We start from the raw sequence: 13,413 nt of genomic DNA on the forward strand, positions 1-13,413 counted from the left end.
CGCGACGTCAGTCATTGCCGCCTTCGAAGCGGCGAATGAACCGGCCGGTCGCCACGCCGCGCATGAGCGCCAGGCGGTAGCCGCGCACGATCTCGGGGCGATGCCAGCTGGCCTCGGGCCAGTCGTCGAGCAGCCCGCGCAGCCGCGGCAGATCGAGACAGTCGCGCGCCAGCGGGCTGCGCTCCAGCCGGCCGATTTCCGCGGCGATCGCCTGGCGCTCGGCCTGCGCCGATCGCGACCAGTCGGCGCCCTGCAGCCCGCGACGGTTTTCGAGCCGGACCGCATCGGGCACGATCCCCTGCATCGCGCGGCGCACCAGCGACCGGCTCTCGCCGTGCAGCAGATATTGTTCGGACGGAATGGCGAGGCAGAATTCGACGAGCCGCCGATCGGCGGTCGGGTCGCAGGTGCGGAACCCGAATCGCCGCTGCTCCGCCCGCCGCGCCATCCCGACATCGACCCGGCCGATGACGGCGAGCCGTAGATCCAGGTCCGGCCGGCCATGGCCGACATCGCCGGCCAGCGCCGTGGCTTCGTCGAGCACGCCCAGCCGTTCGGCGAACCCGGCGCGCAATGCCGAGAATTGGTGCAGCCGCTGTTCCGGCCGGCCGAACAGGCGCCGGATCCCGCGACGCATCCGGGGCGGCAGCGCCGGCACGATCACGCGGTTGGCGAGCGACGGCCAACCATGGCCTCGGTGATGCAGCGACAACATCATCCGGCCCAACGCGATCCACCGGCCCTGCCGCGCCCATGCGGTGAGCGATGCGAAGCCGTCATAGCTGAGCGACATGTTGCCCTTGCCGGCGCTCAGCATCAGCGTGATCCCGCGCCGCTTCGCTTCTTCGCCGATGGCGTCGACCCAGATCTGGTTGATCGGGTTCATCGGCGGCATCCCCGACGTCGCGGCGACGCGATCGACCATATCGAACAGCGGCGGCCCCGCATGGGGCACCAGCACATGGTCGATATTGGGATAGGCTTGGGCCACGCTGGCCGCCAGCGGACCCTCGTCCCAGATTTGATCGGGATAAAAGCTGCCGTCGAATCCCGCGACCGGCACCGCGGTGAAGCTCGTCAGCCCGGATCCGCGCCCGGCCAACTGGCGCGCGGCGAGCGCGGTGACGCTCGAACTGTCGAGCCCGGCGCTCAGATGGCTGCCCACCGCGGTCGCCCCGGCGATCCGGCAGCGTATCGCCTCGTCCAGCAAGGCGCGGATCGCCTCGGCATAGTCCGCGTCGCGCGCCAGCCGGACCGGCGGCAATGCCTCGGGCTTCCAGATTCGCACCTGCCGGCGTTCGCTGGCGTCGAAGATCGCGACATGGCCGGGCAGCACACGGTCGATTCCGCGATAGGCGGTGCCCGCGTCGTTCTGCGGCAGCAACGCAAGCCAGCGCGCGACCCAGCGCTGGTCGATCTCGCGCGGGACATCCGGCAGCGCGAGCAATCCTTGCGGCTCGGTCGCGAAGCGGATCGCGCGACCGTCACACCGAAAATGCAGCGGCTCGCCGCCGAACGGGTCGCGCGCGAGCAGCAGGCGCTGCGCCGCGCCGTCCCAGATCGCGCAGGCGAAGTCGCCGGTCAGCGAAGCGGAAAAGTCGGTGCCCGACCGCCGATAGGCCTCGATCGCGGAACCCGCGGCCGAGCGGCCCCGGCCTTCGGCGGGGGCGTCGAGCCGGCCCTGGAACAGCGCGACGACCGGCCCCTCGACCGCGATCTCGCCATCGTCGCATAACCCGAACATGAAACCGTCGCCGCGGTGCAGACGCGGTCCGGCGGGCCCAAGCGCCATTGCGCGCAGCATGCGCGCGACATCCGGCATCTCGCCACCGAAAGGAAATGCGCCGGCTATGGTCACGAAACGCCCCTCGCAAGAGCTGCCGCCGCTACCATGGCGGCGATGGCCCGGTCACTAGAACGATATGGAATCAGGTGGAATCGCCCGATGACTCGCATATCGCAGTAAATCGGAGACGCAGAGCAGATGATCTGAGGTAGGCAGGTTTGTTCGAGCGATCACCTGTCCGCGCGGGATCGGCGTGACGTCGCCAGCGCCACCCAGGCCGACAGGCAGGCGAGCTTCTGTTCCTTGCGCCAGGGCTTGCCCGCGCTGCTGCCCAGCGCTTTCAGTCGCGCGGCGATCTCGGCCGCCGACAGGCCGAGCGCATCGGCCGCACGATCGCCCAGCGACTTCTCGTCGAGTTCGATCGCCTCGACATGGCATCGGCCGAATGCCGCCCGCAACGCGTCGCGCACCGCGAGACCTTCGGCGACCGGCACATGTTCGGACCAGCCCAGGCTATAGTCGAGCAGGTCGGTCACCCAGCCGGCGCGGTTGACGAGCAGCACGGCGATCATCGGCTCGCCCGACATTCCTTCCAATGCGCGGACGATCTGCCGCAGTCCGTCGGTCGCGAGCCGGTCCTGGCGCGCACGCCCTTCGGCGACGGCGGCAACCGCCTCGGGCGAGGCCTGGCCCGCCGGATCGCGCGGCATCTCGGTCGCCACCCGATAGGGCTCGCGCGACAGCCGGTCGCCCTCGGCACAGGTCGCGAGTATCGTCGAGAGCAGCACCCGCGGCACCCCGGCTTCGACGGTGACCGCGACCACCACCGCGCCGCCCTTGGCCGCGCGCAGTCCCAGTGCGACGCATCCGCGATCGCCGCTCATCGGCTCGACCTGCCGTCGGCCCGATCCGCTGCGGGCGGGATTGTCGTCCTTTTCCGGTCTCGCATCATGCGGCTCTCGGGATCGATGGTTGAGCGGTTCGCCACGAGCCGATCATGCCTTGCGCTTAAAAAATGACAGACTCAGATTTTTTATGGGCATCATCCCACCAATCGGTTAGTCTGGCTCCGCCCGGTCATCGATGGACGTGCCGCAAGCGCGCGGCCGGGCAAGGAGAGGATGATCATGGTACAGGTGATGAAGGGGTTCCGGATTCTCGAGGTGGCGCAGTTCACCTTCGTTCCGGCGGCGGGCGCGATCCTGGCGGATTGGGGCGCGGACGTGATCAAGGTCGAGCATCCGGTGCGCGGCGACACCCAGCGCGGCTTCATCAACATGGGCGGGGTCGAGGTCGATCCCGATCGCCATCCGCTGATCGAACATCCCAATCGCGGCAAGCGCAGCGTCGGCATCGACATCTCGACCGCCGAGGGCCAGGCGCTGCTCTATGAGCTGGCGAAGAGCGCCGACGTCTTCCTGACCAATTATCTGCCGTCGGCGCGGCAGAAGAACAAATTCGACGTCGAGCATATCCGCGCCGCCAACCCGGACATCATCTATGCCCGCGGCAGCGCCTATGGCGACAAGGGCCCCGAACGCGACGTCGGCGGCTTCGACGGCACCGCCTTCTGGACCCGCAGCGGGGTCGGCCATTCGGTCACCCCCGAGGGGACCGATGGAGTGATCGCGCAGGGCAGCCCCGCCTTCGGCGATTCGATCGGCGGCATGAACATCGCCGGCGGCATCTCGGCGGCCTTGCTCCATCGCGAGCGCACCGGCGAGGCAATCGAGGTCGACGTTTCGCTGCTCAGCTCGGCCTGGTGGGCGGCCGGCGCCAACCTCACCCAGGGCATGGAGAAGGGGGTGATCAGCCGGTCGCCGCAGCCCGGATCGGGCGGGTCGGCGAAGAACCCGCTGATGGGCAATTTCCGCACGTCGGACGGCGGCTTCATCAATCTGTGCATGCCGAGCCCGACCGGGCTGATCCGCGACACATTCGAGCATCTGGGACTGGCCGAGGCTGCCGACGATCCGCGGTTCGCCGACGTCTACAAGCTGATCGAGAATGCCGGTGCCGCCAGCGACCTGATGGTCGCCGCCTTCGCCGAAAAGCCGTTCGCCTATTGGCGCCAGCATCTCAAGACGATGAAGGGGCAATGGGCGCCGCTCCAGAGCCTGCTCGATCTCGTCACCGACGAACAGGCGCTCGCCAACGATATGATCGCCGAGGTCGAGGCGGGCGATGGCGGCGCGCCGTTCCGGGTCGTGCGCGGGCCGGTCCAGTTCAACCATGCCCCGCTGGTGACCACCCGCGCCCCGCAGGCATCCGAGCATACCGAGACCGTGCTCGTCGAGCTCGGCCTCGAATGGGATCGCATCGAGCAGTTGAAGGCGAGCGGCGCGATCGCCTGATAGCCGATCCCGGTGGACATGACTCACCGGGATCCCGATAATGCCGTCGACGCATCGCTCGGCTGGCCCGCATCGGGCGACCATCTCTTCGTCCGGCTGTGGGGGAAGAATCTGATCGATGCCTTCTATCGGACCGGGATCGGCACCTCGAACCACGGCGACGATGGCATGCCGCCGCCGCCGCGGACATATGGGATGAGCATGGGCTTCGATTACTGACACCGGGCGCATTTTGCCGGGGGCGATCCGAAAAGATCGGTCCGGCGTAGGAATCGCCTCCAATCGCCGCTAACTGCCGAAATTGCTGCATATATTGCGCGATCTCGCTAGACTTATCGCCAGCCTTCCATATCCCATTGGAGGCGGTCGGCGCGATCGCCGATGCGAGCCTGAGGAGGAGGCCGCAGCGGTTTCGCGCAGGACGTCCGGTCTTCCGGACGGCCGACGGCAGAGGCGGGGTCATCGATCCCGTCTCGATTCCAACCGGGCGAGCGGTTCGCGATCGACGCGTCGCTCATCCGATCTGAGGCGGTGGAAAGGATAGTGAATGGGTAGTGAGGGCGACCTGATCGTGAGCGACACGACGCGGGAGGAGGCCACGGCCTTTGCGGGGCCGGGGCGGCATCGTGCCCTCGGCCAGTGGGTCGACGAGATCGCCGCGCTGACCAAGCCCGATTCGATCGTGTGGTGCGACGGATCGGAAGCCGAGTGGGAGCGCCTGACCGCGCAGCTCGTCGACGCCGGCACGCTGACCCGGCTCGATCCCGCCAAGCGCCCGAACAGCTTCTACGCCCGCTCGGACCCCAAGGACGTCGCCCGGGTCGAGAGCCGCACTTTCATCTGCTCGGCCGAGAAGGCCGATGCCGGCCCGACCAACAACTGGCGCGATCCGGCCGATACCCGCGCGACGATGCAGGGGCTGTTCGACGGCTGCATGGCCGGCCGCACCATGTATGTGATCCCCTATTGCATGGGCCCGCTCGGTTCGCCGAACAGCGCGATCGGCGTCGAGATCAGCGACAGCCCCTATGTCGTGCTGTCGATGCGGATCATGACGCGGATGGGCACGCCCGCGCTCGAGATGCTCGGCGAGGACGGCTTCTTCGTGCGCTGCATCCATTCGGTCGGCATGCCGCTCGCCGACGGCCAGGCCGATGTGCCATGGCCCTGCGCCGACGAGAAATGGATCGTCCATTTCCCCGAGACCCGCGAAATCTGGTCCTATGGTTCGGGCTATGGCGGCAACGCGCTGCTCGGCAAGAAATGCTTCGCGCTGCGGATCGCCAGCGTGATGGCGCGCGACGAGGGCTGGCTCGCCGAGCATATGCTGATCCTCAAGCTCACCGGGCCGCAGGACAATGTCCATTATATCGCCGCCGCCTTTCCGTCGGCGTGCGGCAAGACCAACATGGCGATGCTCGAGCCGACCATCCCCGGCTGGAAGGCCGAGACGGTCGGCGACGACATCGCCTGGATGCGCTTCGGCAAGGACGGCCGGCTCTATGCGGTCAATCCCGAGGCCGGCTTCTTCGGGGTCGCGCCGGGCACCGGGCCGTCGACCAACCGCAATGCGGTCGACACGCTCTATGCCAATGCGATCTACACCAACACCGCGCTGACCGCCGACGGCGACGTCTGGTGGGAGGGGCTGACCGACACCGCGCCCGCCAACCTCATCGACTGGCAGGGCAAGCCCTATGACCCGTCGAGCGGCAAGCCCGCGGCGCACCCCAATGCGCGCTTCGCGGTGCCGGCCTCGCAATGCCCGGCGATCGCCGACGAATGGGACGATCCCGCCGGGGTGCCGATCTCGGCGATCCTGTTCGGCGGGCGCCGCGCGAGCGCGGTGCCGCTCGTCACCGAGGCGTTCGACTGGGATCATGGCGTCTATCTCGGCGCCAATGTCGCGTCGGAAGGTACCGCGGCGGCCGAGAATGCGATCGGCGCGCTGCGCCGCGATCCGTTCGCGATGCTGCCCTTCTGCGGCTACAGCATGGCCGATTATCTGGGCCACTGGATCCGGCTGGGGGCCGCGGCCGGCAGTGATTCCGGGCAGCTGCCGCGCATCTTCCTGGTCAACTGGTTCCGCAAGGACGCCAATGGCCGCTATCTGTGGCCGGGCTTCGGCGACAATGCCCGCGTGCTCAAATGGATCGTCGAACGCTGCGAAGGCACCGCCGACGCGGTCGAAAGCCCGATCGGGCTCCTGCCGACTCCCGACGGTCTCGATCTCGACGGGCTGGGCCTGTCGAGCGCCGCGATCGATTATCTGCTCGAGGTCGATCCGGTGGTGTGGACCGAGGAGGCCCGCGCCAGCGCGACCGATCTCAAGGCGCTCGGCGATGTGCCGTCGGCGCTGTGGCGCCAGCAGCATGCGCTGGAAGAGCGGCTGGGTCTCGAACCGCAGCCGGCGTGACGGTCGGGATCGGCGGCCCTGCTCTTAGCTAGGGCCGCCGGTCGAGATGGTCGAAATTGCGCGCGAGCCGGAGCACCGGAAACCAGCGCGCCCACAATATCGTGACGATGATCGCGCCGACGCCGCCGGCGACCACCGCCGCGGTCGGGCCGATCGCGGCGGCGAGGAAGCCCGATTCGGCCTCGCCGAGCTCGTTCGAGGCCGAGACGAACAACGACGATACCGCGCCGACCCGCCCGCGCATCTCGTTCGGGGTCGACAGCTGGATCAGCGACTGGCGGACATAGACCGACAGCATGTCGGCGGCACCGAGCGTCGCGAGAGCGGCGAGCGACAATGGCATCCACCGCGACAGACCGAAGACGATGGTCGCCGCGCCGAACACCGCGACCGACACCAGCATCTTGATCCCGACATTATGGCGCAGCGGCCGATGCGAGAACCAGAAGGCGGTGACGGTGGCGCCGACCGCCGAGGCCGCGCGCAGATGCCCGAGCCCCGACGGGCCGACCCGCAATATGTCATAGGCGAAGATCGGCAGCATCGCGGTCGCGCCGCCGAGCAGCACGGCGAACAGGTCGAGCGACACCGCGCCGAGCACCAGCCGGTTCTGGCGGACATAATGGAGACCGTCGACCATCTGCCGCCACGGGTTGCGCGAGCCTTCGATCACGGTGCGGGTGATCGGCTTGATCAGCAGCGCGCACAGCAGCGAGATCGCATAGAGGCCGGCGCTCACCGCATAGGGCATCGCCGGTGCCCAGGTGTAGAGATAGCCGCCCGCCGCCGGCCCCGCGATCGCGCCGAAGCGCGAGGCGAGCTGGCTCATCGCGATCGCGCGCGGCAGCACCGGGGTGGGCACCAGGTTCGAGGCGAGCGCGCCGAGCGCCGGCATCGCGAAGGCGCGGGCGACGCCGAGCAGGCTGGCGACCGCGAACAGCGCATGCAGCGTCGCCCGCTCGCTGGCGCTGAGCCAGCAGAGCAGCCCCGCGCAGACGAGTTGCAGCGCGATCGCCAGGCGCGCGATCAGGCGCCGGTCGACCCGGTCGGCGGTCCAGCCGGTGACGAGGGTCAGCAGGAACAGCGGCAGGAACTGGACGATGCCGACGATGCCGAGCTGGAGCGCCGCCTCGCGCGGGGCCATCGTCGAGCGGGCGAGGTCATAGACCTGCCAGCCGATGATGATGACCATGCAGTTCTGCGCGAGGGTCGAACAGAAGCGGGCGATCCAGAAGTTACGGAAGTCCGGGAAGGCGAGGGGGTGCTTGTCGGCCAATCCGAACCATCTCCTGTCCAGGCGCCGGCGGACGCGACGCAACTTGTGGTCCGTCGAACGACGGCTGGAGCGGCCTTAGCCGCATTCCGACGCGGCCCTCATATGAAAATCGATCATAGTGCGATCGCTTCTGCACAAGCGACGATCAGGCACCGCCGGCGTTCGCCTTGGTCGCCATCGCGAAGCTGTAGCGGATATGGTCGACATGGCCGTGGAGCCCGAAGATCAAGGGTTCGTCGGCGTTGCGGATCGCGCCGATCTCGTCGTTGACCTCGTCGATCGTCCAGTTCGGACGATAGACGCCCGGGGTCTCGCCGATGAAGGCGCGGGCGATGCGACCGGCGATCGACACCAGCATCTCGCCGCTGATCGAGCAGGCCTCATGGGCGAGCCAGCCGACTGCGGGGGCGACCAAGTCGGGATCCATCGGCGGATAGGCGCTGATGTCGATTCCCTCGGCCATCCGGGTCACCGCACTCGGCACGATGACGTTGCATTTGACGTCGTGGGCCTCGCCTTCGAGCGCGGCGACGTTCGACAGGCCGATCATGCCGGCCTTCGACACGCCATAATTGACCACCCGGTTGTTGCCGTAGATTCCGCCGATCGACGAGGTCAGCACGATGCGGCCATAGCCGGCGTCGCACATCAGCGGGAAGGCGGCGCGCACGACATGGAAGGCGCCGCGCAGATGAACGTCGAGCACCGCCTCGAAATCCTCGACGCTGAGCTCGCGCAGCGATCCGTAGCGGACGTTGCCGGCATTGTGGATCAGGATGTCGATCCGGCCATAAGTGTCGATCGCCGTCCGGACGATCGCGGCGCCACCCTCGGGGGTGGCGACCGAATCGGTCGAGGCGACGGCTTCGCCGCCGGCGGCGCGGATCTCGTCGACGACCTGCTGGGCCGGGCCGACATCGACGCCGTCGCCGTTCAGGCTGCCGCCGAGATCGTTGACGACGACCTTGGCTCCCTTCGACGCCAGCAGCAGCGCATAAGCGCGGCCGAGGCCGCGGCCGGCGCCGGTGATCACCGCGACGCGATCGTCGAACCTCAGCTCGGTCATGGGCAGTCCTCTCGATATCGGGCGCGAAGGCGGGCGCCGCTGGTTGGCGCGACCTTGCCCGAAAACAGGGCTTGGCGAAAACCCGCTTCGGCCGGTGCGACTTGATCTATGCCGACAAAATGCTGCGCCCGGGCGACGGTCCGTCGGCGGGGTCGGCGAGCTTGCCCTGACGCAGCTGACGGGGCGAGGCGCCGAACCAGCGATGGCAGCTGCGGGTCAGCACCGACGCATCCGAATAGCCGAGCAGTTCGGCGACGCGGATCAGCGGCAGGTCCGAATGCTGCAGATAGCGCAGCGCGATGTCGCGCCGGACCGCGTTGCGGATGTCCTCGAACGACTTGCCCTCGGCCTTGAGCCGCCGCTGGAAGGTGCGCGCACCCATGCCGAGCATCGCCGCGACGTCGTCGGGGGTGCAGCGTCCTTCCTCGAGCAGCTGCTCGACGAGCGCCCCGGCGCGCGCGCTCAGATCGTCGTCGTCGGGCGGATAATGGACCTCGATGAAATAGGTCGCGAGCTCGAGCAGCTGGGTGTCGGCGCCCGGCACCGGGCAATCGAGATCGGGGCTGGTCAGCAGCGCGCCATTGGCCTTCTGGCCGAACCGCACCGGCGATCCGAAATAGGCCTCATAGGTCGTCGGCGGCGACACCGGGGCTCCGGTGAACCAGATTTCGCGCGCTCGCACCCGGCCGCCGGTGAGTTCGGCGAAGCTGTGCTGCATCAGCAGCAGCGCATGTTCGACCGACTGCGGATTGAGCAGCGACGCGGGGAGGTGGATCTGGAGCTGCAGGAAGGCCGCCCCGTCGGGGCGTTCGGTCAGCGCGATGCTGGTGCTGGTGCTGTAGACCTGGATATGGGCGGCGCAATAAGCGAGCGCGGCGCGCAGGCTGGTCGAGTGGCGCATCGCGACCTCGAGCGGACCCAGCACCTTGGCGCCCTCCTGGACCGCGGCGAGTCTCATGCCGAAATCGGGGCAGTCGAGATCGATCGCCGCCTGCTTGAGCAGCTTGACCAGCGAGAGATAGGGGACGACCGCATGCGGCCGCGACAATATGGCGGGGTCGATCCAGTATCGGGCCAGCAGCGCGTGCGGGTCGCCGCCGAGCGCGGTCACCACCTCGGCGAATTTGCGCAGCGCGTCGACCCGTACCATCGCGGGTGCGCCCGATGCCCTGCGGGAAATCTGGTTCGCGACCGACATCAGCCACCGCTCCGGAAGCGACCGCGCTTAATCGACCAGTTCCAGCTCGCGCGGCTGTTCGCCGCGGACCTGCGCCCGCATCTCGCGCGGGCAGGCACCGAACCAGCGCAGGCAGGTGCGCGACAGCACCGACGTCTCCGAATAGCCGAGCTTCTCCGAGATCTGGCTGAACGCGATATCGGTCTGCTCGATATAATAGCGGGCCATGTCGCGGCGGACCTCGTTCTTGATGTCCTCGAACGACTTGTTCTCATATTTCAGCCGGCGGTGGAGCGTGCGCGGATGGAGGCACAGCTCGTCGGCGATGCGGTCGATCTTGCAGTCGGAGACGCCGAGATGCTTCATCACCAGCCCGCGCACCCGGGCATGCATCGGCGCGACCGCCGCCGGGAAATTGGCGTCGATGAAGAAGGTCGCCATCTCGTGGAGCTGCAGGTCGGGATCGATCACCGGGGCGTCGAGATCCTTCTGGTCGAAGATCATGCCCTCGGTCGACTGGCCGAAGCGCACGTCGCAGCCGAAATAGTCGCGATAGACCCGCAGCGGCGACACCGGCTGATGACGGAAGCGCACCTCGCGCACCCGGGCCCGGCCCTCGGTGATCTCGAGCGCGTTGAGATGGGCGAGCAGCAACAACTGCTCGATCGTCTGGCTCTTGTTCGGCAGATTTTCGAGCAGGATGTCGAACCCGACCAGCACCCGGCCGGTCATCCGGTCCTGTTCGATCCGCAGGCTGGCGGCGAGGCTGTAGGCGTGGATATGGTCGGCGACATAAGCGAGCGCGTCGCCGAACGTCCCCGAATTGCGCATCACCACCCCGATCGGGCCGAACACACTGCCGCCGCCCTGGCGCGCGGCGAGGCGCATGCCGAAATCGGGCCGCTGCAGCCGCGCCGCGCTCTGTTCGAGCAGTTCGATCATCGACCGGTAGCTGACCCGCGCGGCGTTGCGGGCGAGGATCGACCGATCGAGCCCGGCGAGGCGCATATAGGCATCGGGATCGCCGCCCAGTTCGGCGACGAGTTCGGGAAACAGCCGCAGCGTATCGGCGTGGACCAGCTCGAAACCGGTCTCGGCGTCGAGGCTCGACGGGGGCTGCCCCTGGGACCTGAACCTCCCTTCCACGCGCTGTTTCTCCGGATGATCCTGCTGCAAAAAAGATAGCTGTGCGCACAGTGTGTCACAAGCCGAAGCGCCGCTTAGGCGTCGTCAATCGCCGGGTCGATGTCGGCAGGCATCAAGACGGCGGCCGGCATCGCGTCTAGCAGGGGAAGCATCCGGGATTCGGACGCGTGCGCCGACCGGACGCAATGACGATCGTCGGTCCAAGACGAAAAGCGGGAGAGCGGGATGACAAGGCTGAGTTTCGGCTATCTCTACGACTTCAGGAACCCGGCCATATGGCACCGGCCGTGGCCGGAGCTCTATGCGGAGACGCTCGATCTGATCGCGTGGAGCGAAACGGTCGGGTTCGAGGGCGCCTGGGTGCCCGAACATCACCGCGCCGAGGACGGCTATATGCCGTCGCCGCTGGTGACGCTGGGGGCGATCGCGGCGCGGACGAAGACGATCCGGCTCGGCTCGGCGGTGGCGCTCGCCCCGCTCTACCACCCGGTGCGCTTCGCCGAGGATTGTGCGGTGCTCGATATCCTGTCGAACGGGCGGATCGAGATGGCGCTGGCGATCGGCTATCGTCGGCGCGAGACCGAGGCCTATGGCGTCGATTTCACCAAGCGCGGCCGCCGGTTCGACGAGTTCCTCGAGATCGTCCGCCGGCTCTGGGCGGGCGAGACCGTCAGCTTCGACGGCAGCTTCTATTCGGTCAAGGATGCGTCGATCAGCCCGGCATCGCCGCGCGGCCAGATCCCGCTCTATATCGGCGGCTTCGCCGAAAAGGCGCTCGAACGGGTCGCGAAATATGCCGACGGCTATTTCGGCAACGAGGATGTCTGCGGGCAATATATCGACAAGCTGCGCGACCAGGGCAAGGATCCCGCCTCGGCACGGATCCGCATCCAGGGGCTGTTCTTCGCCGTCGCTGCCGATCCGAAGGCGGCGATGGAGGAACTGGCGCCTTATTATCATCATGTGAACAACAGCTATGGCGTGTGGCTCAACGAGGACAAGGCGTCGGGGGTCGACGGGGTGCTCGCGCCGATGTCGCTCGAGGCGTTCAAGACGAGCGGCATATTGCAGATCCTGACCCCGGGGCAGGCGATCGACATGTTCCGGGCGATGCAGGCGCGGATGCCGATCGAGCATTATATGATGATGCGCCCGCCGGGCCTTCCGTCGGCCCGGTTCGTCGAATATGCAGAGCTGTTCGCGCGGGAGGTCATTCCGGCCTTTCGCTGAGAGGCCGGACGGGCGGGCCCATGATGTTCGGCAACCGCGCGCCAGCAATGGAGAGTGACAGACGATGCCCGTCGACGATCGGCGCGTGAATTCCCCGCAGTCGGTCACTCGAGTGATCCGGATCCTCGACGCGCTGTGCGCGAGCCCCGCGCCGATCAGCCTGGCCGATCTCAGCCGCATCCTCGGCACCCCGAAGAGCAGCATGGCAGCCTTGCTGCGCGGGCTCGCCGAGGAGGATTTCGTCGTCGCCGCCGACAATGCCTATCGGCTGGGGCCGGGCGCGTTCGGGCTGGGCAGCGCGCTGATGGAGGCGCGGCGGCGCTTCCAGTCGTCGGACCTGGTCCGCGACGGCATGCGCCGGCTGGCCGACCGGTCGGGCGAAACCGTGCTGTTCGGGGTGCGCGACGAGGAGGCCGAGACGCTGACCTATGTCGACGTGATCGAAAGCCGCAACACGGTGCGCTTCGCGGTGTCGGTCGGCGACCGCCGGCCGCTCTATTGCACCGCCGGCGGACGGGTGCTGCTCGCGCAGGACGGCGTCGAGGATCTGACCGCCTATCTCAACCGCCTGCGTCCCGACCGGTTGACCGGGGAGACCGAGATCGACCGGGCGCGGCTGGCCGAAGCGATCGTCACCGCCCGCGAGACCGGGGTCGCGCAGACGATCGACCAGGCGGCCGACGGGGTCACCGGCACCGCCGCGGTGATCCACGACGCCGCCGGGATCGTGATCGGCGCGCTGATCGTCGCCGCACCGAGTTCGCGGCTCCAGGACCGTCTCGCCGAACTGGCACGGCTGGTGGCGGCGGAGGCGACCGCGATCTCGCGCAGCCTGGGGCACCGGGTGACGAGCCGGCGGGTGGGCGTCGGGGGCTAGCTTATTTGGTCGCCCCGGCCTCCGTGTATGGACCGGGTACAAGGTGAACAGCGTTCGGAGACATGGTGAACACATTGGCATGGGC

The 13,413-nt window shown here is 68.0% G+C and carries 11 protein-coding genes; 5 read left to right on the forward strand and 6 right to left on the reverse strand.

The features are described from left to right. Nucleotides 1-7: 7 nt before the first annotated feature. Nucleotides 8-1,858, reverse strand: a complete 1,851-nt coding sequence (locus AC1RM6_RS24600) for an asparagine synthetase B family protein (RefSeq protein WP_493106148.1) — start codon at nucleotides 1,856-1,858, stop codon at nucleotides 8-10. Between the two features lie 158 nt (nucleotides 1,859-2,016). Next, on the reverse strand, nucleotides 2,017-2,670 hold the full coding sequence (locus tag AC1RM6_RS24605) for a hypothetical protein (RefSeq protein WP_493106150.1): 654 nt from the start codon (nucleotides 2,668-2,670) through the stop codon (nucleotides 2,017-2,019). A 243-nt stretch (nucleotides 2,671-2,913) separates the two neighbouring features. Between AC1RM6_RS24605 and AC1RM6_RS24610 the strand changes: the two genes are divergently transcribed. From AC1RM6_RS24610 to AC1RM6_RS24620, 3 genes are all read left to right on the forward strand, one after another. Beyond that, nucleotides 2,914-4,140 (forward strand): CaiB/BaiF CoA transferase family protein, encoded by a 1,227-nt coding sequence (locus AC1RM6_RS24610; RefSeq protein ID WP_493106152.1) that lies wholly within the window; start codon nucleotides 2,914-2,916, stop codon nucleotides 4,138-4,140. A 12-nt stretch (nucleotides 4,141-4,152) separates the two neighbouring features. Continuing rightward, a complete protein-coding gene (locus AC1RM6_RS24615) occupies nucleotides 4,153-4,359 on the forward strand; it encodes a TonB-dependent receptor (protein ID WP_493106154.1) in 207 nt (68 codons plus the stop codon). Nucleotides 4,360-4,687: 328 nt separating this feature from the next. Continuing rightward, entirely contained in the window at nucleotides 4,688-6,556 is a 1,869-nt protein-coding gene (locus tag AC1RM6_RS24620) for a phosphoenolpyruvate carboxykinase (GTP) (RefSeq protein ID WP_493106156.1), read from the forward strand. Between the two features lie 28 nt (nucleotides 6,557-6,584). On the opposite strand, the gene AC1RM6_RS24625 is transcribed toward AC1RM6_RS24620, so the two are convergent. The 4 genes from AC1RM6_RS24625 to AC1RM6_RS24640 all read right to left on the reverse strand — a co-directional run bounded on the left by AC1RM6_RS24625 (nucleotide 6,585) and on the right by AC1RM6_RS24640 (nucleotide 11,221). Then, entirely contained in the window at nucleotides 6,585-7,832 is a 1,248-nt protein-coding gene (locus tag AC1RM6_RS24625; protein WP_493106158.1) for an MFS transporter, read from the reverse strand. Between the two features lie 145 nt (nucleotides 7,833-7,977). Beyond that, nucleotides 7,978-8,898, reverse strand: a complete 921-nt coding sequence (locus AC1RM6_RS24630) for an SDR family NAD(P)-dependent oxidoreductase (RefSeq protein ID WP_493106160.1) — start codon at nucleotides 8,896-8,898, stop codon at nucleotides 7,978-7,980. 106 nt (nucleotides 8,899-9,004) lie between these two features. Next, nucleotides 9,005-10,096, reverse strand: a complete 1,092-nt coding sequence (locus AC1RM6_RS24635; RefSeq protein ID WP_493106162.1) for an AraC family transcriptional regulator — start codon at nucleotides 10,094-10,096, stop codon at nucleotides 9,005-9,007. 27 nt (nucleotides 10,097-10,123) lie between these two features. Further along, nucleotides 10,124-11,221: an AraC family transcriptional regulator gene (locus AC1RM6_RS24640; RefSeq protein WP_493106164.1), complete on the reverse strand. Its 1,098-nt coding sequence runs from the start codon at nucleotides 11,219-11,221 to the stop codon at nucleotides 10,124-10,126. Nucleotides 11,222-11,446: 225 nt separating this feature from the next. Between AC1RM6_RS24640 and AC1RM6_RS24645 the strand changes: the two genes are divergently transcribed. Next, nucleotides 11,447-12,451: an LLM class flavin-dependent oxidoreductase gene (locus AC1RM6_RS24645; RefSeq protein WP_493106167.1), complete on the forward strand. Its 1,005-nt coding sequence runs from the start codon at nucleotides 11,447-11,449 to the stop codon at nucleotides 12,449-12,451. Nucleotides 12,452-12,515: 64 nt separating this feature from the next. Further along, nucleotides 12,516-13,328 (forward strand): IclR family transcriptional regulator, encoded by an 813-nt coding sequence (locus AC1RM6_RS24650; RefSeq protein WP_493106169.1) that lies wholly within the window; start codon nucleotides 12,516-12,518, stop codon nucleotides 13,326-13,328. Nucleotides 13,329-13,413 lie beyond the last annotated feature (85 nt).

Source organism: Rhizorhabdus sp. GW822-FHT03C02 (genome assembly GCF_058801765.1).

What these genes read in the sequence shown, in the direction of transcription:
- AC1RM6_RS24645 (WP_493106167.1), top strand. Translation starts at nt 11,447, where the DNA reads ATGACAAGGCTGAGTTTCGGCTATCTCTACGACTTCAGGAACCCGGCC.
- AC1RM6_RS24605 (WP_493106150.1), bottom strand. Translation starts at nt 2,670, where the DNA reads ATGAGCGGCGATCGCGGATGCGTCGCACTGGGACTGCGCGCGGCCAAG.
- AC1RM6_RS24635 (WP_493106162.1), bottom strand. Translation starts at nt 10,096, where the DNA reads ATGTCGGTCGCGAACCAGATTTCCCGCAGGGCATCGGGCGCACCCGCG.
- AC1RM6_RS24630 (WP_493106160.1), bottom strand. Translation starts at nt 8,898, where the DNA reads ATGACCGAGCTGAGGTTCGACGATCGCGTCGCGGTGATCACCGGCGCC.
- AC1RM6_RS24650 (WP_493106169.1), top strand. Translation starts at nt 12,516, where the DNA reads ATGCCCGTCGACGATCGGCGCGTGAATTCCCCGCAGTCGGTCACTCGA.
- AC1RM6_RS24620 (WP_493106156.1), top strand. Translation starts at nt 4,688, where the DNA reads ATGGGTAGTGAGGGCGACCTGATCGTGAGCGACACGACGCGGGAGGAG.
- AC1RM6_RS24610 (WP_493106152.1), top strand. Translation starts at nt 2,914, where the DNA reads ATGGTACAGGTGATGAAGGGGTTCCGGATTCTCGAGGTGGCGCAGTTC.